The following is a 22218-nucleotide window of genomic DNA, read 5'->3' as shown; positions in this document are numbered from 1 at the left end:
GTCTTCAGTCCTTGATATTGGCGAACTTCACCAGTTCGGCGTACTTCCTGCCGTCTTTCTGGATGATCGCGGCAATATCCTCGTTGCCGGACGCGGGCACCAATCCCCCGTCTTCGAGCCGGCGGCGGTAGGCGGCATCCTGCAGCGCGGCGCGCAGGCCCGCACGCAGCTTCTCGGCGGTCTCTGGCGGCAGGCCGCGCGGTGCGGCCAGCGACAACCAGCCCGTGAGCTCATAGCCTGACAGCGCGGGATGCTCGGCAATTGCGGGCACATTGGGCGCGGCCGGGCTGCGCCTGGCGGAAGTGACACCCAGCGCCACCAGGCGTGCGTTGGCCACGAACGGATTGGCCGCCGTGGTCGTGATCATCGCGAAGTCTAGGTTGCCGCCCACCAGATCGGTCAGCAGCGGCGCCGTGCCACGGTACGGGATGTGGCTCATGAAAAGGCCGCCGCGCTTTTTCAGCAGCTCACCCGCGAAGTGCAGCGTCGAGCCCACGCCCGAGCTGCCATAGCTGTACTTGCCCGGATGCTTCTTCACCAGCGCCAGGAACTCGTCCATGTTCTTCACCCCCAGCTTGGGGCTGGCGACAAACAGCACCGGCGATTCCGACACCATGCCAAGATGCGTGAAGCCCTGGACGGGGTCGTACTTCTGCGCCGGGTTGACATGCGCCGTCGCGCAGAACTCATTGCTCGAGCCGACCATCAGCGTGAAGCCGTCGGCCGGTGATTGCGACACCCGCTGCGCGGCAATGACACCCGCCGCACCCGACATGTTTTCCACCGTGACGATGGCGCCTGCCAACCGCGATGCGAGGAAGTCGGCCGTGGCGCGGCAGGCCAGGTCCACCGAGCCGCCGGGTGCATAACCCACCACCATCTTGATGGGCTTGGCTGTGGGCCAGGCGGGCTGTGCCTGCAGCGCCAGCGGGCTGGCGGCGAGGGCGCCGAGAAGAGAGCGTCGTGTAAGGTTCATGGTGATGCAAGGAGAAGGAAAAGCGTCAGGCCGCGGGCGCCAGAAGGCGCCGCACCAGCTGCACCCAGTAGCTCGAGGCAATGGGCAGGATCGCGTCGTTGAAGTCGTAGCCCGGGTTGTGCACCATGCACCCGCCGGTGCTGTGGTGGCCGCCTTCGCCATTGCCGACGATCAGGTAGCAGCCCGGGGTCTGCTCCAGCATGAAGGAGAAGTCCTCGCTGCCCGTGAGGGGCTGCATGTTCTGGATCAAGGCGTCCTCGCCCAGCCAGTCCGCGGCCACGCTGCGCGCCAGTTCGGTGGCGGCGTGGTCGTTGATCAGCGCCGGGTAGCGCCAGTGGTAGTCGACCTCGGCGCGCACCCCCAGCGCCACGGCCTGGGCCTGGACCAGTGCGGTGATGCGCTCGCGCAGCATCTGGCGCACTTCGGGGCGGTAGGCGCGCACCGTGAGGCGCATCTGCACGCTGTCGGGAATCACATTGGGCGCGTTGCCGCCGTGGATCGAGCCGACGCTCACCACCGCCATCTCGCGCGGATCGTTGTTGCGCGCGACGATGGTCTGCAGCGCCACTACGATATAGGCCGCGGCCACCACTGGATCGGCCGCCTGGTGCGGCGCCGAGCCATGTCCGCCCTGCCCCTGCACGGTCACCGTGACCGAGTCGGACGAGGCCATGAAAGAGCCGCCCAGGAAGCCGAACTTGCCCACGGGAAAGCCCGGCATGTTGTGCAGCGCGAAAATCATGTCGCACGGAAATTTCTTGAACAACCCGTCCTCGACCATATGCCGGCCGCCGCCCAGGCCTTCTTCCGCGGGCTGGAAAATCAGGTGCACCGTGCCGTCGAAATCCGCCGACTGGGCCATCACGCGCGCTGCCGACAGCAGGATCGCGGTGTGGCCGTCGTGGCCGCAGGCATGCATTTTTCCTTCGTTGCGGCTTGCATACGGCAGGCCGGTGGCTTCCTGGATCGGCAAAGCATCCATATCGGCGCGGATACCGATCGAACGCCGGCCCGTTCCCCGCTTGAGCGTGCCGACGACGCCCGTCCCGCCCAGCCCGCGATGCACGGCATAGCCCCATTGCGCGAGGCGGTCGGCCACCAGGTCAGCAGTGCGGAATTCCTCGAACGCCAGTTCGGGATGGGCATGAAGATCGCGGCGCAGGCGCACCATGTCGTCGGCGGCGTCACGGATGGCCGGCAGCACTTTGTCGGCAAGGGCAAATTCAGGGGTGGGATGCATGTTTGAAGTGTATGCATCGATGCTTTGTTGCTATAGATTTGAAAAACCGTTCATTGATTGGATTTGCCATTCAATGACAGCACGGCATGCTAAGTTCCGTACATGAAACTCCATCAGTTGCGCTATCTCGTCGCGCTGGGCGCCGAAGGCAGCATCCGGGCCTCGGCGCGCTCGCTCGGCTTGGCCCAAGCCACCGTCACCCAGGGCCTGAGCGAGCTGCAAGTCAGCGCCGGCGTCGTGCTGCTCGAGCGCCGCGGCCGCGGTGTACAGCTCACGCCCGCGGGGCTTGAGTTGCTGGAGCAAGCCAGAAGCATCGTCGGACAGGTGGCGCTGGCCGAGCAGCGGCTCGAACGCCACCGCGAAAGCGGCGCGCAGCGGCGGCTGGCGGTGGGCGTGACGCCCTGGGTCGGCCAGACGCTGCTGGCGCCCGTTGTATCGGCTTTCAGGAAAGCGCTGCCGCATGTCCGATTGGAGTTCGTCGATGGATTTGCCGCGCTCACCTATCCGCGCCTGCGCGACGGCAGCCTGGACCTGATGATCGGCCGCATCGCGCCCGCAGCGCTGCTGCAGGGGCTGCAGGCCGAGCCGCTGTTTCGCTACGAGATGACGGTCGTGGGGCGCGCGCAGCATCCGCTGGCGAAAGCGCGTTCGTTGTCCGAGTTGCTGGAGACCGACTGGATACTGAGCCACAGCCCGCATGAAGATGAAAGCGTCATGCAGGATCTCTTTGGCAAGCATGGGCTCGCACCGCCGCACGCGCGCATCCAGCTTGCGCATTCGGGCTGGCTGGCACTGGCGCTGATGAAACGCATCGACATGCTCAGCTTCTGGCCCTGGCCGCTGCTGGAAACGCAGAACTTCAACGGCGACTTTGTCGCCTTGAACCTGAACGAGCGCTTCGCCCACCACGAGGTCGGCATCGTGCGGCGTGCGCAGGAGACGGCCAGTCCACCCGCGGCGCTGTTCATCGAACTGTTCCGCGAACAGGTGCGCCAGGCGGCGGTGAGCACCGACCCGGCATGGAAGCGGTTCTTCTACACCCTGGACTGGCTGCCGGGAGACAGCTAGCGGCGCACAGCGGCTGCCCCATCAGCGCAAGCGCCTACGCCGCGTGGTCCGCGTGGATGACGGAGGATGCAAAAGAAAGCATGGACAGTCAATGGTCTCTATTTCACAAGCCGGCCCATGGACTCCCAGAACACTGCACCGACCCTGCCACCCTATCCCCATCCCGCCGGCGGCTGGGGCTCGATCAAGGCGGTGGGCGTCAGCGTCGTGCGCGACGGCGCGCCACTGGCGACCGTCAATGCACTGCGCAAGCAAAACCAGCCCGGCGGCTTTGCCTGCGTGAGCTGCGCCTGGGCCAAATCCAGCAAGCCAAAGCATGCCGAGTTCTGCGAGAACGGTGCCAAGGCCACCGCCTGGGAACTGACCGACAAGCGCGCCGAGCCGGATTTTTTTGCCGCGCATACGCTGAGCGAACTGCGCCAATGGAGCGACCTCGAACTCGAAGGCGCCGGCCGCCTGACGGAACCGCTGCGTTACGACCCGACCACCGACCGCTACCAGAGCGTCAGCTGGGACGAAGCGTTTGCCGGCATCGGCCGTGCACTGGCCGCGCAACGCGCCGCCGATCCTCGGGCCACGGTGTTCTATGCCTCCGGGCGGGCGTCGCTCGAGACCAGCTACATGTACCAGTTGCTGGCGCGGCTATATGGCAACAACAACCTGCCCGACAGCTCCAACATGTGCCATGAAAGCACCTCGGTGGCGCTGCCGGAGACGATTGGCGTACCCGTTGGCACCGTGCGGCTCGATGATTTCGAGCACACCGACGCCATCTTCTTCTTCGGCCAGAACGTCGGCGTGAGCAGCCCGCGCATGCTGCACCAGCTGCAGCAAGCGCGCCAGCGCAACGTGCCCATCGTTACCTTCAACCCGCTCAAGGAAGTGGGCCTGGTGCACTTCGCCAATCCGCAGTCGCCGGTGCAGATGCTCACCCCCGCAGAAACCGCGATCAGCACCCAATACCTGCAGGTGCGCAACGGCGGCGACCTGGCAGCCCTCACCGGCCTGTGCAAGTGGCTCATCGAAGCCGACGATGCGGCGCGTGCGGCGCAGACTGCACCGGTGCTGGACCACGGCTTCGTTGCCGAGCACACGCAGGGCTTCGATGCGTTTGCCGCGGCAATGCGGGCTGCCGACTGGGCCGAGATCGAACGCAGCAGCGGGCTCACGCGCGCCGCGCTCGAACAGGCCGCACGCACCTACGCGCAGGCCAGGGCCGTGCTGGGCATCTACGGCATGGGCCTGACCCAGCACCGCGAAGGCGTGGCCAACGTGCAGATGGTCAGCAACCTGCTGCTGCTGCGCGGCAACATCGGCCGTCCGGGCGCCGGCATCTGCCCGGTGCGCGGGCACTCCAACGTCCAGGGCCAGCGCACCGTGGGCATCACCGAAAAGCCCGAGCTGGCGCCGCTCGACAAGCTGGCCGAACTCTATGCATTCGAGCCGCCGCGCGACAAAGGCCGCAACACCGTGGCCACCTGCGAAGGCATTCTGGACGGCTCGGTACGTGCCTTTGTCGGCCTGGGCGGCAACTTCCTGCGCGCCACGCCCGATACCCCGCGGCTTGCCGCCGCCTGGCGCAAGCTGGACCTGAGCGTGCAGGTGGCCACGCGGCTCAACTTCACGCATGTGGTGCCGGGCGGCGACACCTGGCTGCTGCCCTGCCTCGGACGAATCGAGATCGACCAACAGGCCGGCGGCCCGCAGACCGTATCGGTCGAAGACTCCACGGGCTGCTTCCACGCATCGGATGGCGTGGCCGACCCCGCAGCGCCCTCGATCCGCTCGGAAGCGGCCATCGTTGCCGCCATTGCCAAGGCCAGCCTGCCGCCCAATGCGCGCGTGCCCTGGGATGACTGGGTGGCCGACTACGCGCGCGTGCGCGATGCCATCGAAGCCACCTGGCCCGATGTGTTCGAGGGCTTCAACCAGCGCTTTCGCGCACCGGGCGGCCTGCCCAAGCCGAATGCCGCGCGCGAACGCAAATGGGAAACCGCCAGTGGCAAGGCCCAGTTCCAGCGGCCACCGCCCTTCCCCGCCGAGACCGATGCCCGCGTGCTGCGCCTCATGACGCTGCGCAGCGACGACCAGTTCAACACCTCGGTCTACAGCCTCGACGACCGTTTCCGCAATATCTGGGGCACGCGCAAAGTGCTGTTCATGCACCCGCAGGACATGGCCGCGCGCGGGCTGGCCGACGGCGACATGGCCGAGGTCACTACCGCGATCGATGACGGGTTCCTGCGCCAGCTGACCGATCTGCGCGTAGTGCCCTTTGACCTGCCGCGCGGCAGCGTGGGCGGCTATTTTCCGGAATGCAATCCACTGATGCCCGTGCAGCATCACGCACTCCAGAGCCAGGTGCCGGCCGCCAAGAACATCCCGGTGCATGTCGCGCGCGCCGCCGCATGATGCCACGGCGCAGCGAAAACCCATCCATCTGCCGGCCTGCGCGGCAAGCCATGGCCCGCCGCCCACCGGGCGAACCGGAGGCGAAGTCCTCGCGGGCCATGTCGCCAACGCCGACGGCATATTGACGTCGGCGGGCGCGGTCCCGGGTGCCGGAAATGCAAAAAGCCCACCGAAGTGGGCTTTTTTTTGCATTTCCGGCCGAAGCCAGAACGGATTGGTTGCGCGAGAAGGATTTGAACCTACGACCTTTGGGTTATGAGCCCAACGAGCTACCAGACTGCTCCATCGCGCGGTATTTGATCAGCGGGGAAGCGTTGGCTGCATCCCCTGCGTCGATGAGTGAACTATAGCACAGTGCGGCGCCCCTCTTGGGGCTAGGCGGAAAAAATCAGCCAGAACCGGCCTCCGGACAAATGTCGGCTTCATGCCAAACCATGCAATTAAACTATCACTTTGTATACTTTGATAGTATTATTCAATTTCTCTGAAGCGCTGGTGAAATGCGTTTGCACGTAAGACCGCTTTCCTGCGCAGGTCGAGACCCGCGCGCCTCCAAGTGCCGAGGCGCATTTTTCCGTCCGATTGTCTTTGCCACGACATCTCTCCAAAGCTCCTGCTCGCAGGAGAACCACTGCAGCGATAACCAAATGCCTAAAAAACAACGCGCTTCCGATAAGAACATCCAGGAAATTGAACTGACTGGTTTCCAAGACCCTGCGGCACTCGACGGCGAAGACCAGGACTACGTCATCCTGGACGATCCCGCGTCCCCGTTGGGGCCCCAGGACGACGGCGGCCATGCGCCGCGCGGCATGGAGACAGGGTACGCTGACCCTGCGATTCCAGCACACACTTCGTACCCCGGTGGAAATTACCTGACGCCGATGTTGAACGCCGCTCAGAACTTGCAGAACATCCTGTGGTCGGCAGGCAGTGATGTGTACCGTGGGTCCGAATACATGGGCCCCATGACCAACCACTATCTATCGCACTCGCTGTCCGAGATGCCCTCAGCGCTGTCGGTTCCAATACGTTGGGGTTTCGAGGCCTCCTTTTACCTGTCCTCGCAGATCTTCTCTGCCATCGCCGGAGAGCCCGTCCATACGCCCACCCAGCGCAGCCTGGACCTTGCCGACGCCCCACCGCATTGGACCTACGACGCTCAATGGCACGACGAGGCACAGGCGTTGCACGCGCAGGTACTGGCCCGATTCCCGGGGCTGGACGACATCGACGTAGATGGTCCGGACAGCACTGCAGCTTGGGAAAATCCGAGCGACTCCGACTCCGACTCCGACTCCGGCTCCGGCTCCGGCGGCGATGACAGCTACGATGGCCTCGACAGGCTGCCGCGCGACGACCATGCCGATGCCTCCAGTGGCGCGGCGGGCGCCCGCTCGGCGGGGGCTTTGGAATCTGTCACCGGCGCCGGCGCTGCGTCTCCCGGCAGCGCGCAGCGCCCGGCGCCACCTCATCACACCGCAAGCGTCCCCATGCAGGATGCAGAGCCCTGCGATGCGCTTCTCGCCCCTGCGGCCAGCGCCACCCACTGGCTTGCTGATACCGGCCTGGACCGCGCTGCGCCGGGGCTGACGGTCGGAGCAGCCGTCGTTGCCTATCTGCTGTTCAACGAGGTCCATGACTGGAACGCCGTCGACTGCCATCTCACCGGCAGTCCCTGCAGCCTGTTCTTCGACATGCCCGTCTGATACGGAAACGTTGACCAGGCAGGGCCGCGATGCCGCGACCCGCCGCCGCTTCAGTCCATCTTTTCGATCATCACCGCCCCGAACCCCGAGCATGAAACCTGGGTCGCGCCTTCCATGAGGCGCGCGAAGTCATAGGTCACCTGCTTGCTCAGGATGGCTTTTTCCAGCGCATCGATGAGCAGGTCGGCGGCCTCGGTCCAGCCCATGTGGCGCAGCATCATTTCGGCCGACAGGATCTCCGAACCCGGATTCACATAGTCCTTGCCCGCGTACTTCGGCGCCGTGCCATGCGTGGCTTCGAAGCAGGCGACCGAGTCGGACATATTGGCGCCCGGCGCAATGCCGATGCCGCCGACCTGGGCCGCGAGCGCGTCGGAAATGTAGTCGCCATTGAGGTTGAGCGTCGCCACGACCGAATACTCGGCCGGACGCAGCAGGATCTGCTGCAGGAAGGCATCGGTGATCGAATCCTTGATGACGATATCCCTGCCGGTCTTGGGATTCGTGAACTTGCACCACGGGCCGCCGTCGATGGGCTGGGCTCCGAACTCCTTTTGCGCCAGCGCATAGGCCCAGTCGCGAAAGCCGCCTTCGGTGAATTTCATGATGTTGCCCTTGTGCACGATGGTCACGCTGGGCTTGTCATGGTCGATCGCGTACTGGATGGCCTTGCGCACCAGTCGCTCGGTGCCCTCGATCGACACTGGCTTGACGCCAATGCCCGAAGTCTCGGGAAAGCGGATCTTGCGCACGCCCATTTCCTGCACCAGGAAATCGATCAGCTTCTTGGCCTTGTCGCTGCGGGCCTCGTATTCGATGCCGGCATAGATGTCCTCCGAGTTCTCGCGGAAGATCACCATGTTGGTCTTCTCGGGTTCCTTGAGCGGCGATGGCACGCCCTGGAAATACTGCACCGGGCGCAGGCAGACATAGAGATCGAGCTCCTGGCGCAGCGCCACGTTGAGCGAACGGATGCCGCCGCCCACGGGCGTTGTCAGCGGTCCCTTGATCGACACCACGTATTCGCGCAGCACCTCCAGTGTTTCCTCGGGCAGCCAGACATCGGGGCCGTAGATGCGCGTCGATTTCTCGCCTGCATAGACTTCCATCCACTGGATCCTGCGCTTGCCGCCATAGGCCTTTGCCACCGCGGCATTCACGACCTTAAGCATGACCGGCGTGATGTCCTGGCCCGTGCCGTCGCCCTCGATGTAGGGAATGATGGGTTCGTCCGGCACGTTCAGCGACATGTCGGCGTTGACCGTGATCTTCTGGCCCTGGGCGGGCACCTGGATATGCTGGTAGCGGGTCATTGGCAGAATTCTCCGGTGAGCGCGCCAAACGGATGCAGCGCGCAAAGGCCTTAGGATTCTAGCGACAAAGACCCGCCGGGTTGCACCACGATGGAGCAGCCGCAACTGCCGGATTTGCACGGCGTCTGCACCGGCACACGCCTTCCTCTGGCAGACTAGGCGCAGCCGGTGGCGCCGTCCGCCCGCCCTTCTTCCATCACCGCTTGAACACCGTCCACACCATGCCCGCTTCTTCTGCCCGCCTCGGCCTGCTGCGCCAGGCGTTTTCCCGCCGCGCCGCGCTGCCCGTGGCCGCCCTGTGCCTGTCCGCCCTGCTGGGCAGCGGCGCATGGCGCCCGGTCCACGCCGAAGGCAGGCCCCAGCTGCAACTGCCGCGCACCGAGCTGCGCGCGGGCATGTACCGCATCGATGCCCAGGTCGCGCAGACGTTCGGCGAGCGCCAGACGGGGCTCATGCACCGCGAGCAGATGCCCGCGCACGAGGGCATGCTGTTCGTGTTCGAGCAGCCCGCACGCCAGTGCTTCTGGATGAAGAACACGCTGCTGCCGCTCACCGCCGCGTTCGTCGAAGATGACGGCACCATCGTCAACCTGGCCGACATGCAGCCGCAAAGCGAGGCGTCGCACTGCTCCGCCAAGCCGGTGCGCTACGTGCTCGAGATGAACCAGGGCTGGTTTGCGCAGAAGAACCTCAAGCCTGGCGCCAAGCTCACCGGCCGGCCATTCACCAGCCGCTGAGCGGCGCATTAAAAAAGCCGGCGGTTCCTTTGCGGGAGCCGCCGGCTTTTTGCATGCCCCGCGCACGGGGCGCGCCACGATCAGCCCTGGGCTGCTTCGAGTGCTGCGTTGAGCGTCTTGCTGGGGCGCATGACGGCATCGAGCTTGGCCAGGTCGGGCTGGTAGTAGCCGCCGATGTCGGCGGGCTTGCCCTGCACTTCCAGCAGCTCGGCAACGATGGCTTGCTCGTTGTCCGCGAGCTGCTGGGCCAGCGGTGCGAACTTCGCGGCCAGTTCGGCGTCTTCGGTCTGCGCGGCCAGGGCCTGGGCCCAGTACAGCGCCAGGTAGAACTGGCTGCCGCGGTTGTCGAGCTGGCCGGTCTTGGGCGACGGGTTCTTGTTGTTGTCCAGCAGCTTGCCCGTGGCTTCGTCGAGCGTCTTGGCGACGATCTTGGCCTTGGAGTTGCCGTTCTTGATACCCAGGTCTTCCAGCGACACGGCCAGCGCCAGGAACTCGCCCAGCGAATCCCAGCGCAGGTGGTTTTCCTCGACCAGCTGCTGCACGTGCTTGGGCGCCGAGCCGCCGGCACCGGTTTCATACATGCCGCCACCGGCCATCAGCGGCACGATCGACAGCATCTTGGCGCTGGTGCCCAGTTCCATGATGGGGAACAGGTCGGTCAGGTAGTCGCGCAGGATGTTGCCGGTCACCGAGATGGTGTCCTGGCCGCGGATGACGCGCTCGAGCGTGTAGCGCATGGCGCGCACCTGCGACATGATCTGGATGTCCAGGCCCTTGGTGTCGTGGTCCTTGAGATAGGCCTCGACCTTCTTGATCATCTCGGCTTCGTGCGGACGATAGGGGTCGAGCCAGAACACGGCCGGCATGCCCGAATTGCGCGCGCGCGTCACGGCCAGCTTGACCCAGTCGCGAATGGCGGCGTCCTTGACCTGGCACATGCGCCAGATGTCGCCGGCCTCGACGTTCTGCGACAGCAGCACTTCGCCCGTCGCCAGGTCGACGATGTTGGCCACGCCGGCTTCCGTGATCTCGAAGGTCTTGTCGTGCGAGCCGTATTCCTCGGCCTGCTGCGCCATCAGGCCGACGTTGGGCACGGTGCCCATCGTGACCGGGTCGAAGTTGCCGTTGGTCTTGCAGAAGTTGATGACTTCCTGGTAGATGCGCGCAAACGTGGACTCGGGGATGACCGCCTTGGTGTCCTTGGGCTTGCCGTCGGCGCCCCACATCTTGCCGCCGATGCGGATCATGGCCGGCATGGAGGCGTCGACGATCACGTCGTTGGGCGCATGCAGGTTGGTGATGCCCTTGGCGGAGTCGACCATGGCCAGCTCGGGACGGTGCTCGTGGCAGGCGTGCAGGTCGCGGATGATCTCTTCCTTCTTCGACGTCGGCAGCGTGGCGATCTTGTCGTAGAGGTTGACCATGCCATTGTTGACGTTCACGCCCAGTTCCTCGAACAGCTTGCCGTGCTTCTCGAAGGCTTCCTTGTAGAAGATGCGCACGGCGTGGCCGAAGACGATGGGGTGCGAGACCTTCATCATCGTTGCCTTGACGTGCAGCGACAGCATGACGCCGGTCTTGCGCGCGTCTTCGAACTGGTATTCATAGAAGTCGCACAGCGCCTTCTTGCTCATGAACATGCTGTCGATGATCTCGCCGGCGAGCAGCGAGACCTTGGGCTTGAGCACCACGGTCTTGCCGCTGGCGGTCACGAGCTCCATCTTGACGTCGCGCGCCTTGTCCAGCGTCATCGACTTCTCGCCATGGTAGAAGTCGCCATGCGTCATGTGCGCCACGTGGGTGCGCGAAGCCATGCTCCACTCACCCATGCTGTGCGGATGCTTGCGCGCGTAGTTCTTCACGGCGGCGGGTGCGCGGCGGTCGGAGTTGCCTTCGCGCAGCACCGGGTTCACGGCGCTGCCCAGGCACTTGGAGTAGCGCTGGCGGATGGCCTTTTCCTCGTCGGTCTTGGGATCTTCGGGATAGTCCGGCACGGCATAGCCCTTGCCCTGCAGTTCCTTGATCGCGCTGACCAGCTGGTGCACCGAGGCGCTGATGTTGGGCAGCTTGATGATGTTGGTTTCGGGCAGCAGCGTCAGGCGGCCCAGCTCGGCGAGGTTGTTCGGAACCTTCTGCTCTTCGGTCAGGAACTCGGGGAACTCACCCAGGATGCGGCCTGCGACCGAGATGTCGCTGGTTTCGACATTGACGCCTGCGGGTGCGGTGAAGGTCCGCACGATGGGCAGGAAGGCGCTGGTGGCAAGGCGCGGCGCTTCATCGGTCAGGGTGTAGATGATGGTGGATTGCTGGGTGCTCATCTCTTGTCTCAGGGTAGTAAAAAGGGTGTTCGAGCCGCCGGCCGGCATTTCGCGCCGCGCAGTCCCTCGAGGTAAACCAGCGCATTGTGCGCGCTGTGCAGACAGTCGGCAATTTTTTTGCAACGGCCTCTCACAATGCAAAAATTCTAACCCGAGCGCGTGGGTTTTTTTCTATGTCTTGTATAAGACTTGGTCTTTTTGCGCGCACCGGTGCCGTGCCGTGCAATGGCGCCAACGAAAAAGGCCCGCGGCTTGCACCGCGGGCCTCTTGTCGAGCATGGGCAGCCTGCGCTGCCCGCAGCCATCAGGCGAAGTTGGCCTGGGCGAACTTCCAGTTCACCAGCTTGTCGAGGAAGGTCTCGACGAACTTGGGACGCAGGTTGCGGTAGTCGATGTAGTAGGCGTGCTCCCAGACGTCCACGGTCAGCAGCGCCTTGTCTTCGGTCGTCAGGGAGGTGCCGGCTGCGCCGGTGTTGACGATGTCGACCGAGCCGTCGGGCTTCTTCACCAGCCAGGTCCAGCCCGAACCGAAGTTGCCCACGGCCGACTTCACGAACGATTCCTTGAACGCGGCGTAGCTGCCCCACTTCTGGTTGATCGCGTCAGCCAGCGCGCCGGTGGGCTCGCCGCCGCCGTTCGGGGTCATGCAGTTCCAGAAGAAGGTGTGGTTCCAGATCTGGGCGGCGTTGTTGTAGATGCCGCCCGACGAGCGCTTGATGATCTCTTCAAGCGTCATGGTCTCGAACTCGGTGCCCTTTTGCAGGTTGTTCAGGTTCACGACGTAGGCATTGTGGTGCTTGCCGTGGTGGTACTCGAGCGTTTCCTGGCTGTAATGCGGTGCCAGGGCATCGATTGCGTAAGGCAGTGGTGGCAGGGTATGTTCCATCGTGGTTCCTCGTGGTGGTTTGAATTCTTGCAAGCCCGGCAGGACCTTGCGGCTCGCGCGGCGGATGGGGCCATGCCGCGCTGGCGCGCAGCATGGGCCTCACGACAGCCATTGTAGGAACAACCGCGCGGCATTTGCGGCTGCGGCCCCATGTTTCGCCGGTGTCCGACACCGGGAGCGCAGTTTTGGTGGTGCGCGCGGCCTAAAGCAGCCGGGGCTGGGTCACGGCGAGATCGATATCGCCATCCGACAGCGACGCACGCAGCCGATCGCCGGGCCGCGCCTGCGCCACACGCGTGACGGCGTGGCCCTGGGCATCGGTCAGCAGCGCATAGCCGCGCTGCAGCGCATGGCGCGGATCCAGCAGCTCGAGCCGCAGCGCCGCACGCTCGAGCCGGCGCTGCTGGCCTTCGAGCGCGCGCAGCAGCCCCTGGGGCAATTGCTGCCCGCGCTGCTCCAGGCGATGGCCTTGCTGCTGCAGCCGCAGCTGCACCGCGTGGCGCAGGCGCTGGGCGCTGCGCGCCAGCAGCAGCTGGTTGCGCGCCAGCTGGCCCGAAGGCCGGCCCAGCCGCTGCGTCGCATGGTCCAGCCGCTGCTGGTGGCGGTCGAGATGGCGCTGCGCCGCGGCTTGCAGGCGCTGCGCGCGCTGGGCGAGTTCCGCAAGCCAGCTGTCACGCGGCAGCGACACCAGCTCGGCCGCGGCCGTCGGGGTGGGCGCGCGCAGGTCGGCGCAGAAGTCGGCAATCGTGAAATCGGTCTCATGGCCCACGCCACTGATCAGCGGCACGGGGCTTTGCACGATCAGCCGGGCCAGTTGCTCGTCGTTGAAGGCCCACAGGTCCTCCATCGAGCCGCCGCCGCGCACCAGCAGGATCACATCGATGGCCGGCCCGGCTCCCGGCTCCTCGGCCATGCGGTAGAGCTGCACCAGCGCCTCGCGCAGCGACTGCGGCGCCTGGGCGCCCTGCACCAGCGCCGGCGCCAGCACGACGGGAATGTGCGGCACGCGCCGGCGCAGCGCCGTGACCACATCGTGCAGCGCGGCTGCGCCCGGCGATGTGACCAGGCCGATGCCGCGCGGCATGGCCGGCAGGCGGCGCTTGCGCTCGGCATCGAACAGTCCCTCGGCCTGCAGCTGCGCCTTGAGGCGCAGGAACTGCTCGAACCAGGCGCCCTGCCCGGCGCGCTGCAGGCTGTCGACGATCAGCTGCAGGTCGCCGCGCTGCTCATAGACTCCCAGCTTGCCGCGCAGCTCGACGAGTTCGCCGTCGCGCGGCGTGAAATCCATCTGCAGCGCGGCGCGGCGGAACATCGCGCAGCGGATCTGGCCCTGTGCATCCTTGATGCTGAAGTAGCAGTGGCCGCTGCCGGCACGCGAGAAGCCGCTGATCTCGCCGCGCACCGTGACCGGGTTGAAGCGCGCCTGCAGCGCATCCGCCACGGCGCGGCACAGCGCGCCCACTTCCCAGACCGTGGGCCGCGGCGCTGCACGCGGCGGCTCGAAAAAATCATACATAGGGCAAAACGCTTTCTCAGGGGGCCCGGTCGGCGGCGGGGCCGCAGCCCCGGCATTCGATTGGAATTTGCGCTTCCACGCGCCGGCACCTCGGTCATAATCCCGGCTGCACCCCTTCGCGTGGAGAGAGTAATTGCTGTCGATCATACAAGCCGCAGGCTGGCCCATCTGGCCGCTGATTGCCTGCTCCATCCTGGCGCTGGCGCTGGTTTTCGAACGTTTCATGGCGCTCAAGACAGCGCGTGTGGCCCCGCCGCAACTGCTCAGTGAGGCCGTCGCGGTATCGTCGCGCGGCGTGCCCGCGCCCGATGTGGTGCAGCAGCTGGCGCAGAACTCGGTGCTCGGCGAAGTGCTGGCCAGCGGCCTGCAGACGCTGCATGCCCACCCCAATGCCTCGGAAGAAGAGTTGCGCGCAAGCGTCGAGGGCGCGGGCCGCGCCGCCGCGCACAAGCTGGAAAAATACCTGGCCGCGCTGGCCACCATCGCTTCGGCCGCGCCGCTGCTGGGCCTGCTGGGCACGGTGATCGGCATGATCGAGATCTTCGGCTCCCAGGGTGGCGGCCAGGCCTCGGGCACGGGCGACCCGGCCCAGCTCGCGCACGGCATCTCGATCGCGCTCTACAACACCGCCTTCGGCTTGATCGTGGCGATTCCGGCGCTGATCTTCTGGCGCTATTTCCGCGGCCGCATCGACGAATACCTGCTCACGCTGGAACTGTCGGCCGAGCAGTTCGTGCGCCATCTGTCGCGGCTGCGGGCGGCGCGATGAATTTCCGTCCGCGCCACCGCGATGAACCCGAGATCAATCTGATCCCGTTCATCGACGTGCTGCTGGTGGTCCTGATCTTCCTGATGCTGTCGACCACCTACAGCAAGTTCACCGAACTGCAGCTCACGCTGCCGGTCGCCAATGTCGAGCAGCAACGCAACCGGCCGCAGGAAATCATCGTGTCCGTGGCGGCCGACGGCCGCTATGCGATCAACAAGACCGCGCTGTCGGACACCAGCGTGGCCGCGCTGACCCAGGGCCTCGCGGGCCTGGCGCAAAGCCGCCCCGACAGCGTGCTGATCATCAGCGCCGACGCCACGGCGCCGCACCAGGCGGTGATCTCCGTGATGGAGGCCGCGCGCCGCACAGGCCTGGCGCAGATCACCTTCGCGACGCAGTCGTCGCAGGCCCAGCGGCGTTGAGCACGCGCCGGCCGCCCGAGACTTCCATGCCCTTGGACCTGCGCACAGCCTGGCAGCGGCGCGGTGCGCTCGCCTGGGCCCTGTGGCCGGCGTCGCTGCTCTATGGCGCCCTGGTGCGCACGCGCCGTGCGCTGTACGCCGCGGGCCTGCTGCGCCAGCAGCGCGCCGGCATTCCCGTCATCGTCGTCGGCAACGTGATCGTGGGCGGCGCGGGCAAGACCCCGGTGACGCTGGCCGTGGTGCGCCACCTGCAGCGGCGCGGCCTGGCGGTGGGCATCGTCTCGCGCGGCTACGGCCGCAGCACCGGCGACTGCCGCGAGGCTACCGCCGACAGCACGGCGGACAGCGTCGGCGACGAGCCCGCGCTGCTGGCGCGGGCCAGCGGCGCTCCGGTGTTCGTGGCGCGGGCCCGCATCGATGCCGTGCGCGCGCTGCGTGCGCGTTACCCGGCAACGCAGCTCATCGTCTGCGACGACGGCTTGCAGCACCTGGCGCTGGCGCGCGATGTCGAGCTGTGCGTGTTCAACGACGAAGGCACGGGCAACGGCTTCCTGCTGCCTGCAGGCCCGCTGCGCGAGCCGTGGCCGCGCGAGGTCGACCTGGTGCTGTATGCGGGCCCGCGTCCGAACGGCACCGCCCCCGCATTCGCGCTGCGGCGTGCGCTGGCCAGCCATGCACACAATGCGCGCGGCGAACGCATCGCGCTGGCGGCGCTGCGCGGCCAGCCGCTGCACGCGCTGGCCGCCGTGGCCCGGCCCGCCGATTTCTTTGCCATGCTCGCTGCCCAGGGGCTGACGCTGGCCCGCGCCGAGGCCCTGCCCGATCACTATAATTTTGCGAGCTGGAGCGGCAAGGACGGCGCCGCGGCCGCGTTGATCTGCACGGAAAAAGACGCGGTCAAGCTGTGGACGCGCCACCCCGAGGCCTGGGCCGTGCCGCTGGAAATCTCCATTGCCGAAGGATTTTTTCCCGCGCTCGACCAGGCACTGTCTCTATCATCGAATCACTGATCATCATTTCCAACCGCCATGGACGCCAAATTCCTCGAACTGCTCGTCTGCCCCGTCACCAAGGGCCCACTGACTTTTGACCGCGAGCGCCAGGAACTGGTCTCGCGCAGCGCACGCCTTGCCTACCCGGTGCGCGACGGCATGCCCATCCTGCTGGAAAACGAGGCGCGCACGCTGACCGACGAGGAACTCGAAGCGTGACCGCTGCCGCGCCCGCCCACGCCGCGCCCGCGCTGTTCGCCAGCAGCGGCTTCACGGTACTGATCCCAGCGCGCATGGCGTCGAGCCGCCTGCCCGACAAACCGCTCGCGGATATCGCCGGCCTGCCGATGGTGGTGCGCGTCGCGCAGCGCGCGCTGCTGAGCCAGGCGGCCAAGGTCGTGGTCGCCGCGGACGACGCCCGCATCGTCGCGGCCTGCGAGGCGCATGGCGTGCAGGCGCTTCTAACCCGTACCGACCATGCAAGCGGCAGCGACCGGCTCGCCGAAGCCTGCGAGCAGCTGGGTCTGGACGGCAGCGATTGCGTGGTCAACGTCCAGGGCGACGAGCCGCTGATCGATCCGCAGCTGATCGACGCTGTGGCACAGGTGTTGGCGCAGGTCCCCGAAGCCAGCATGGGAACAGCTGCGCACCCGATTGCCACGCTGGACGACTGGCGCAACCCGAACGTGGTCAAGGTCGTCCTTGACGCACAGGGTCTGGCGCAGTATTTCAGCCGCGCGCCGATTCCGTTCGCGCGCGACCATGCCGACCAGGCATGGTGGAACGATGCTGCGGCACTGGGCGGCCACGCCGGCTTCGCCCCGCTGCGCCATGTCGGCATCTACAGCTATCGCGCGGGGTTCCTGCGCAGCTTTCCCCATCTTGCTGCCGCGCCCACCGAAGCCATCGAGGCATTGGAGCAGCTGCGCGCCCTATGGCACGGCCACCGCATCGCGGTGCATGTCACGCACGATGCACCGGGTGCGGGCGTCGATACCCCTGCCGACCTGGCACGCGTGCGCGCGCTGCTGGGCTGACCCAGGGCTTGAAGGGCAAGGCGATATCCCTGCGCGGCAGCCATGCTTGGCGCCGCAAGAGACGTCCATTTCACAGATAACAGAAAATACGAAAATCTGAGGGAAGGATTGCACCTACAGCGTGCGCTGGCGTGGCGCCTGTCACGAAACCATCACGCGGTAGGTCCCATCGCGGTGCACGCGTGCTATCCTTGCCGCGAAAAAACGCGACATGGACCCGGCCGGCTCGGCTGCCCGCCGGGTCATTTGTTGCCCAAAAGAATTTCAACTCTTCGAGGATTTCCATGAAACTGATTTTGTTGGGCGCGCCCGGCGCCGGCAAAGGCACACAGGCTGCTTTCATCTGCCAGAAGTACGGCATCCCGCAGATCTCCACCGGCGACATGTTGCGCGCGGCCGTCAAGGCCGGCACGCCGCTGGGCCAGCAGGCCAAGGCGGTGATGGATGCAGGCCAGCTGGTCAGCGACGAGATCATCATCGGCCTGGTGAAGGAACGCATCCAGCAGCAAGACTGCGCCAACGGCTTCCTGTTCGACGGCTTCCCGCGCACCATCCCCCAGGCGGACGCAATGAAGGCCGCCGGCGTCAAGCTCGACTACGTGCTGGAGATCGACGTGCCGTTCGAGGCCATCATCGAACGCATGGGCGGCCGCCGCTCGCACCCGGCTTCGGGCCGGACCTACCACGTCAAGTTCAATCCGCCCAAGGTTGCCGGCAAGGACGACGAAACCGGCGAGGAACTGGTGCAGCGTGAGGACGACAAGGAAGAAACGGTGCAAAAGCGCCTGCAGGTCTACAGCGATCAGACCCGTCCGCTGGTCGACTACTACCGCCAATGGGCCGAGCAAGATCCGGCCCAGGCGCCCAAGTACCGCGCCATCAGCGGCATGGGCTCGGTGGAGGAAATCACCGCGCGCGCGCTGCAGGCCCTGGCCGAGTGATCGCCAGCCCGGCGCGGTATTCGCCGCTTCTGGAAAACAGGCCGCGCCTTCTGGCAGCGGCCTTTTTTGTGCCGCGCGCTCGCCGCGTCAGGCACTGCGCGCCAGCAACGCGAGCTGCAGGCTGATGCGTGCCTTGAGCGGCGGCAGATCGACCGGGCGCAGCACCGGCGCATCCAGCGCCCCCTGCGGGCCTTCGGACGCCAACACCAGCTGCCCTTCGGCGCAGCGCGTGCCCATCCAGACCGGCACGCCGGCCTGCAGGGCGCGCCGCAGCGCGGCCTCGAGTGCATGGTGCAGCGTGCCGTTGCCCGTCGCGGCCACCACCAGGCCCTGTACACCGTGGGCCAGCAATGCATCGACCGCGCGGCCATCCGCACCCGCGTGGCTGGTCACCAGCTCGACCCAGGGCCATGGGCCTGCTGCGGCCAGCGCCGCGATGCTGCCCTGCCATGCGGCAGCGCTGTCGGCGCAGGGGCGCTGCTGCCAGCGCACGCGCCCTTCCTCGACCCAGCCCAGCACGCCCAGCCCGGCCGACGAGAATGCATCCACGCGATACGGGTGGAGCTTGCGCACGGCCCGTGCGCCATGCACCGTCCCCGCTGCCACCACGAGCACGCCCGCGGCCTGCGCATCGACGGCGCAGGCCACGGCATCGCGCAGGTTCTGCGGACCGTCGGCCAGCAGCGCTGTGGCGGGCCGCATGGCACAGGTCAGGACCACAGGTTTGCCGGTGCGTGGCAATACCTGCTCCAGGAACCAGGCGGTTTCCTCCAGCGTATCGGTGCCGTGGGTGATGACCAGCGCACGCACGTCATCACGCGCGAGCCAGTGGGCACAGCGCTGCGCCAATGCCACCCAGGTCGCGTTGTCCATGTCCTTGCTGTCGACCTGGGCGACCTGCTCGGCCAGCAGGCCCCCGCCGGCCACCTGGGCCAGGTCGGGCACCGCCGCCAGCAATTGCTCCACCCCGAGCTGCGCCGCCGTATAGCCGACCGCCTGCGATGCATGGGCTGCCGTTCCCGCGATGGTGCCGCCTGTGGCCAATATCACCACATTATTTGAATTGCCCACTTGCGGCTCCTTGAAAACTGGTGAAAAATACAGTCACTGTATAAAAGAACAGATTGATAGCAGCTTGCCGTTGCAAGCCTCTTAAGGACCGCCATGCTCGACCACCCCAAGCTCACACCGCGACAGCAGCAAATCCTGGATCTGATCCAGTCTGCCATCGAGCGCACCGGAGCGCCCCCGACCCGCGCAGAGATCGCTGGCACGCTGGGCTTTCGCTCCGCCAATGCCGCCGAGGAACATCTGAAGGCCCTGGCACGCAAAGGCGTGATCGAACTGGTCAGCGGTACGTCGCGCGGCATCCGCCTGCGGCATGACACCGTGCGCAACATCAACGCGGCGCGCGGCGCGAGCTTCACTTCGCCGCTGGCCGCGGTGGCCTCGCTGGTGCTGCCGCTGGTCGGCCGCGTTGCAGCCGGCTCGCCCATCCTGGCGCAGGAGCATATCGACCAGACCTATGCGGTCGAGCCCACGCTGTTCCAGGCCAAGCCCGACTACCTGCTCAAGGTGCGCGGCATGTCCATGCGCGACGCCGGCATCATGGATGGCGACCTGCTGGCCGTACAGGCCAGCCGCGAAGCGCGCGACGGACAGATTGTAGTCGCGCGCCTGGGCGACGAAGTCACGGTCAAGCGCCTGCGCCGCACGCGTACCGGCATCGAACTGCTGCCCGAGAATCCCGATTTTCCGGTCATCCATGTCCGTCCCGACGAGCCATTCGCCATCGAAGGTCTGGCCGTGGGCCTGATCCGCAACACCCTGTTCATGTAACAGGCGCGCTTTCCCTCGCAGGGCCGCTGGCCCATGCATTGCACCCCTCGACCTTATTGGTCGAAGCACGGCTGCGGCCGTCGTAATCACCTTGCTGGAGATATCACATGCAATTCGCTTTGCAGGCCCTGCCTTTCTCGCGCCACGCCCAAAATGACATGCTTTTCGGCCATGCCCCGGTCGCGCACGGCCTCACCTCCCTGCCGCTGCGCAGCGCTTCGATGCGCCAGGTACGGCATCCCGTACGCCAGGCGCGCCCCTCGGCGGTCCATGGCGGCGTGCGCATCCTGCGCAACGAGGGCCAGACCCAGGGCGGGAGGCTGCTGATCTCAGGCCGCATGGCCGATGTCTGCGCCGCGCTCAACCGGCTGGATTTCAACGAATACGCCTGCGGCTGAAGCCGCTCCAGGTGGACTGCGGGTCAGCGGAAAATCCGGTTGCTACACTCTTGCACTGCACGTTTCGAACAGCCCTTCGGGCCTTCTTGTTCCATGCACTCGTCCTTTCGCCTCTTTGCAGTAACCGGTACCCACCGCGGCGACCGCGCCTATCAGCAGGATCAAGTGGCGTTGCTGCAGCACGCACGCGTGCATGGCTGCGTGCTCGGAGTGGTGGCTGACGGCATGGGCGGACGCAGCGGCGGCCGCAAGGCCTCCGATCAGGTCATGCTGACCTGCCACCAGCTGTTCGAGCGCTATGACCCGGCCAGCGACGATGCGGCCCAACTGCTGCAGAACATGGTGCGGGAGGCGCATACCGTCATTCGCCTCACCGCGATCTCGGCAGAGCAGGAACCGCACAGCACCATGGCGGCGTTCCTGGTCCTGCCCAGCGGAGCATGCCACTGGGTGCATTCAGGCGATTCGCGCATCTACCATTTCGAGCAGGACAAGCTGGTGCACCGCACGCGCGACCACTCCTATGTCCAGTCGCTGGTCGACCGCGGCGAACTGAGCGAAGCCCAGGCGCAGGACCATCCGCATGCCAACATCCTGGCCGGCTGCCTTGGCAGCCACACTTTGCCACCGGCCACGCCGCACCACATCGAGCGGCTGGCGCCCGGCAGCACGCTGCTGGCCTGCAGCGACGGGCTCTGGCACTACTTCGACACCGAGGAGCTGGGCATGCTGCTGCAGGCGCTGGCACCCCGCGATGCGGCCGAATTGCTGGTGCGCCAGGCGCGCATGCGCGCGCAGGGTCGCGGCGACAATCTCAGCCTGGTCATCGTGAAAATCGAGGCGCGGTAAAAACCGCAATGCGGCTCGCGCCGCGGTGGCTCAGGGCGCGGGGGGCCGGGGCAGCGGCGCCGCTTTGGGCTTGTCCGATTCCGCGGCCTTGGCGCGCTGGCGTTCGCGGTTTTCCTGCGCCTCGCGCTGCTTTTCCTCATAGCGCTGGCGCGAGGCTGCGCGGCGCTCGGCCTCGCCGCTTTGCTTGCGGGACTGCTCGGCGGCATGTGCCTCGTTGCGCTGGCTTTGCGCCTGGGCACGCTCGCGCGCCTGCTGTGCGCGCTGGGCCTGCACCTCGACCAGGTCCTGCGCCGTGGGCGCCGCGGGCGTGGACTTGGGTGTGGACTTGGGTGGGGGCGCAGCGCGCACCGTGCTTTGGACGCCCGGCTGGGCGGGTGCCTGCTGGTTTTTTTCCTGGACCTTCTCTTCGATCGAATGCAGCCGTGCCGCCGACTTCTCGCGCCGCTCGACGGCGTTGATGGCACTTTCCTCGTCGCGCAAGGCATTGTCGGCCAGGCGCGCCTGGTTGCGCGCCTCGCTCAGGCAGTTCTCCACCGCAAAGCGCTGGTAGCAGACGGTTTCCTGCTGCTTGAGTCGCTGCTGTATGACCGCACGTTCGGCGGATATGCGCGCACGCGTCGCGTCGCGCTCGGCCTTCACGGTCGCGCGCTCGGCTTTGCTGGCCGTGGGCGGCAATTGCGCGGGCTGGGCCTGCGCCAGGCCCGCCGCCAACGGCAGGGCCAGCGCCACGGCAGTCGTGCGCAGCCATCGCGTTGCGGCAAAGCAAGGGAAAGACAGGCGGATCATGGGCATGGAC

General features: G+C 66.4%; 22 protein-coding genes and 1 tRNA gene. 13 read left to right on the top strand and 10 right to left on the bottom strand.

Annotation, left to right across the window (positions count from 1 at the left end):
- Positions 1-4: 4 nt before the first annotated feature.
- Both HUK68_RS08675 and HUK68_RS08670 read right to left on the bottom strand, forming a co-directional pair.
- A complete protein-coding gene (locus tag HUK68_RS08675; protein ID WP_175503833.1) occupies positions 5-976 on the bottom strand; it encodes a Bug family tripartite tricarboxylate transporter substrate binding protein in 972 nt (323 codons plus the stop codon).
- Between the two features lie 25 nt (positions 977-1001).
- On the bottom strand, positions 1002-2216 hold the full coding sequence (locus HUK68_RS08670) for a M20 aminoacylase family protein (RefSeq protein ID WP_175503832.1): 1215 nt from the start codon (positions 2214-2216) through the stop codon (positions 1002-1004).
- A gap of 102 nt (positions 2217-2318) precedes the next feature.
- On the opposite strand from HUK68_RS08670, the gene HUK68_RS08665 reads away from it, so the two are divergent.
- Together HUK68_RS08665 and HUK68_RS08660 are read left to right on the top strand one after the other, a co-directional pair.
- Complete coding sequence (locus HUK68_RS08665) at positions 2319-3284, top strand: LysR family transcriptional regulator (RefSeq protein ID WP_175503831.1); 966 nt, start codon at positions 2319-2321, stop codon at positions 3282-3284.
- A gap of 117 nt (positions 3285-3401) precedes the next feature.
- On the top strand, positions 3402-5696 hold the full coding sequence (locus HUK68_RS08660) for an FdhF/YdeP family oxidoreductase (protein WP_175503830.1): 2295 nt from the start codon (positions 3402-3404) through the stop codon (positions 5694-5696).
- Between the two features lie 215 nt (positions 5697-5911).
- Here HUK68_RS08660 and HUK68_RS08655 read toward each other — a convergent pair.
- Positions 5912-5988 (bottom strand) — tRNA-Met (locus HUK68_RS08655).
- A gap of 355 nt (positions 5989-6343) precedes the next feature.
- On the opposite strand from HUK68_RS08655, the gene HUK68_RS08650 reads away from it, so the two are divergent.
- Positions 6344-7405: a hypothetical protein gene (locus HUK68_RS08650; protein WP_175503829.1), complete on the top strand. Its 1062-nt coding sequence runs from the start codon at positions 6344-6346 to the stop codon at positions 7403-7405.
- Between the two features lie 50 nt (positions 7406-7455).
- Here the strand turns inward: HUK68_RS08650 and icd are convergent, their stop codons facing one another.
- The gene (gene icd / locus HUK68_RS08645) at positions 7456-8718 is read right to left on the bottom strand and encodes an NADP-dependent isocitrate dehydrogenase (RefSeq protein ID WP_175503828.1); all 1263 of its coding nucleotides are present in this window, start codon (positions 8716-8718) and stop codon (positions 7456-7458) included.
- A gap of 221 nt (positions 8719-8939) precedes the next feature.
- Here icd and HUK68_RS08640 point away from each other — a divergent pair, with 221 nt between their 5' ends.
- Positions 8940-9455, top strand: coding sequence for a DUF192 domain-containing protein (locus HUK68_RS08640; RefSeq protein WP_175503827.1), 516 nt, complete (start codon positions 8940-8942; stop codon positions 9453-9455).
- 80 nt (positions 9456-9535) lie between these two features.
- On the opposite strand, the gene HUK68_RS08635 is transcribed toward HUK68_RS08640, so the two are convergent.
- The 3 genes from HUK68_RS08635 to xseA all read right to left on the bottom strand — a co-directional run bounded on the left by HUK68_RS08635 (position 9536) and on the right by xseA (position 14175).
- The gene (locus HUK68_RS08635) at positions 9536-11773 is read right to left on the bottom strand and encodes an NADP-dependent isocitrate dehydrogenase (RefSeq protein WP_175503826.1); all 2238 of its coding nucleotides are present in this window, start codon (positions 11771-11773) and stop codon (positions 9536-9538) included.
- A 304-nt stretch (positions 11774-12077) separates the two neighbouring features.
- Positions 12078-12659: a Fe-Mn family superoxide dismutase gene (locus HUK68_RS08630; RefSeq protein WP_175503825.1), complete on the bottom strand. Its 582-nt coding sequence runs from the start codon at positions 12657-12659 to the stop codon at positions 12078-12080.
- Positions 12660-12861: 202 nt separating this feature from the next.
- Positions 12862-14175, bottom strand: a complete 1314-nt coding sequence (gene xseA / locus HUK68_RS08625; RefSeq protein WP_175503824.1) for an exodeoxyribonuclease VII large subunit — start codon at positions 14173-14175, stop codon at positions 12862-12864.
- Between the two features lie 133 nt (positions 14176-14308).
- Here xseA and HUK68_RS08620 point away from each other — a divergent pair, with 133 nt between their 5' ends.
- The 5 genes from HUK68_RS08620 to kdsB are packed head-to-tail and all read left to right on the top strand — an operon-like array spanning position 14309 to position 17395.
- On the top strand, positions 14309-14944 hold the full coding sequence (locus HUK68_RS08620; protein WP_175503823.1) for a MotA/TolQ/ExbB proton channel family protein: 636 nt from the start codon (positions 14309-14311) through the stop codon (positions 14942-14944).
- Entirely contained in the window at positions 14941-15366 is a 426-nt protein-coding gene (locus HUK68_RS08615; protein WP_175503822.1) for an ExbD/TolR family protein, read from the top strand. The genes HUK68_RS08620 and HUK68_RS08615 overlap by 4 nt, the downstream gene beginning before the upstream one ends.
- 26 nt (positions 15367-15392) lie before the next feature.
- Positions 15393-16376, top strand: coding sequence for a tetraacyldisaccharide 4'-kinase (gene lpxK / locus HUK68_RS08610; protein ID WP_175503821.1), 984 nt, complete (start codon positions 15393-15395; stop codon positions 16374-16376).
- Between the two features lie 18 nt (positions 16377-16394).
- A complete protein-coding gene (locus tag HUK68_RS08605) occupies positions 16395-16577 on the top strand; it encodes a Trm112 family protein (protein WP_175503820.1) in 183 nt (60 codons plus the stop codon).
- A complete protein-coding gene (gene kdsB, locus HUK68_RS08600; RefSeq protein WP_175503819.1) occupies positions 16574-17395 on the top strand; it encodes a 3-deoxy-manno-octulosonate cytidylyltransferase in 822 nt (273 codons plus the stop codon). The genes HUK68_RS08605 and kdsB overlap by 4 nt, the downstream gene beginning before the upstream one ends.
- Positions 17396-17465: 70 nt before the next feature.
- Here kdsB and HUK68_RS08595 read toward each other — a convergent pair whose 3' ends face one another.
- Entirely contained in the window at positions 17466-17681 is a 216-nt protein-coding gene (locus tag HUK68_RS08595) for a hypothetical protein (protein ID WP_175503818.1), read from the bottom strand.
- Here HUK68_RS08595 and adk point away from each other — a divergent pair.
- Positions 17680-18336 carry an adenylate kinase gene (adk, locus tag HUK68_RS08590; protein WP_175503817.1) on the top strand — a complete coding sequence of 219 codons (657 nt, stop codon included), beginning with the start codon at positions 17680-17682 and terminating at the stop codon, positions 18334-18336. The two genes, HUK68_RS08595 and adk, sit on opposite strands and share 2 nt — an antisense overlap.
- 87 nt (positions 18337-18423) lie before the next feature.
- Here adk and HUK68_RS08585 read toward each other — a convergent pair whose 3' ends face one another.
- Positions 18424-19407: an asparaginase gene (locus HUK68_RS08585; RefSeq protein WP_244146292.1), complete on the bottom strand. Its 984-nt coding sequence runs from the start codon at positions 19405-19407 to the stop codon at positions 18424-18426.
- 93 nt (positions 19408-19500) lie between these two features.
- Between HUK68_RS08585 and lexA the strand changes: the two genes are divergently transcribed.
- The 3 genes from lexA (at position 19501) to HUK68_RS08570 (ending at position 21422) form a co-directional block, all read left to right on the top strand.
- Positions 19501-20175, top strand: a complete 675-nt coding sequence (gene lexA / locus HUK68_RS08580) for a transcriptional repressor LexA (RefSeq protein ID WP_175503816.1) — start codon at positions 19501-19503, stop codon at positions 20173-20175.
- 107 nt (positions 20176-20282) lie between these two features.
- Positions 20283-20573, top strand: coding sequence for a hypothetical protein (locus HUK68_RS08575; RefSeq protein WP_175503815.1), 291 nt, complete (start codon positions 20283-20285; stop codon positions 20571-20573).
- A gap of 93 nt (positions 20574-20666) precedes the next feature.
- Positions 20667-21422: a PP2C family protein-serine/threonine phosphatase gene (locus HUK68_RS08570; protein WP_175503814.1), complete on the top strand. Its 756-nt coding sequence runs from the start codon at positions 20667-20669 to the stop codon at positions 21420-21422.
- 30 nt (positions 21423-21452) lie between these two features.
- Here the strand turns inward: HUK68_RS08570 and HUK68_RS08565 are convergent, their stop codons facing one another.
- Entirely contained in the window at positions 21453-22208 is a 756-nt protein-coding gene (locus HUK68_RS08565) for a hypothetical protein (protein ID WP_175503813.1), read from the bottom strand.
- Positions 22209-22218: the final 10 nt, after the last annotated feature.

The organism is Comamonas antarctica (assembly GCF_013363755.1).
In the GTDB taxonomy this organism is placed as follows: domain Bacteria; phylum Pseudomonadota; class Gammaproteobacteria; order Burkholderiales; family Burkholderiaceae_C; genus Comamonas; species Comamonas antarctica.
The sequence above is the reverse complement of the archived record's forward strand: the minus strand, read 5'-3'. Positions and strand labels throughout refer to the sequence as shown.

Excerpts from the sequence above, each read along its gene's own strand:
- HUK68_RS08675 (WP_175503833.1), bottom strand. The coding sequence starts at position 976 with ATGAACCTTACACGACGCTCTCTTCTCGGCGCCCTCGCCGCCAGCCCG.
- HUK68_RS08670 (WP_175503832.1), bottom strand. The coding sequence starts at position 2,216 with ATGCATCCCACCCCTGAATTTGCCCTTGCCGACAAAGTGCTGCCGGCC.
- HUK68_RS08665 (WP_175503831.1), top strand. The coding sequence starts at position 2,319 with ATGAAACTCCATCAGTTGCGCTATCTCGTCGCGCTGGGCGCCGAAGGC.
- HUK68_RS08660 (WP_175503830.1), top strand. The coding sequence starts at position 3,402 with ATGGACTCCCAGAACACTGCACCGACCCTGCCACCCTATCCCCATCCC.
- HUK68_RS08650 (WP_175503829.1), top strand. The coding sequence starts at position 6,344 with ATGCCTAAAAAACAACGCGCTTCCGATAAGAACATCCAGGAAATTGAA.
- icd (WP_175503828.1), bottom strand. The coding sequence starts at position 8,718 with ATGACCCGCTACCAGCATATCCAGGTGCCCGCCCAGGGCCAGAAGATC.
- HUK68_RS08640 (WP_175503827.1), top strand. The coding sequence starts at position 8,940 with ATGCCCGCTTCTTCTGCCCGCCTCGGCCTGCTGCGCCAGGCGTTTTCC.
- HUK68_RS08635 (WP_175503826.1), bottom strand. The coding sequence starts at position 11,773 with ATGAGCACCCAGCAATCCACCATCATCTACACCCTGACCGATGAAGCG.
- HUK68_RS08630 (WP_175503825.1), bottom strand. The coding sequence starts at position 12,659 with ATGGAACATACCCTGCCACCACTGCCTTACGCAATCGATGCCCTGGCA.
- xseA (WP_175503824.1), bottom strand. The coding sequence starts at position 14,175 with ATGTATGATTTTTTCGAGCCGCCGCGTGCAGCGCCGCGGCCCACGGTC.
- HUK68_RS08615 (WP_175503822.1), top strand. The coding sequence starts at position 14,941 with ATGAATTTCCGTCCGCGCCACCGCGATGAACCCGAGATCAATCTGATC.
- lpxK (WP_175503821.1), top strand. The coding sequence starts at position 15,393 with ATGCCCTTGGACCTGCGCACAGCCTGGCAGCGGCGCGGTGCGCTCGCC.
- HUK68_RS08605 (WP_175503820.1), top strand. The coding sequence starts at position 16,395 with ATGGACGCCAAATTCCTCGAACTGCTCGTCTGCCCCGTCACCAAGGGC.
- adk (WP_175503817.1), top strand. The coding sequence starts at position 17,680 with ATGAAACTGATTTTGTTGGGCGCGCCCGGCGCCGGCAAAGGCACACAG.
- HUK68_RS08595 (WP_175503818.1), bottom strand. The coding sequence starts at position 17,681 with ATGGAAATCCTCGAAGAGTTGAAATTCTTTTGGGCAACAAATGACCCG.
- lexA (WP_175503816.1), top strand. The coding sequence starts at position 19,501 with ATGCTCGACCACCCCAAGCTCACACCGCGACAGCAGCAAATCCTGGAT.
- HUK68_RS08575 (WP_175503815.1), top strand. The coding sequence starts at position 20,283 with ATGCAATTCGCTTTGCAGGCCCTGCCTTTCTCGCGCCACGCCCAAAAT.
- HUK68_RS08570 (WP_175503814.1), top strand. The coding sequence starts at position 20,667 with ATGCACTCGTCCTTTCGCCTCTTTGCAGTAACCGGTACCCACCGCGGC.
- HUK68_RS08565 (WP_175503813.1), bottom strand. The coding sequence starts at position 22,208 with ATGATCCGCCTGTCTTTCCCTTGCTTTGCCGCAACGCGATGGCTGCGC.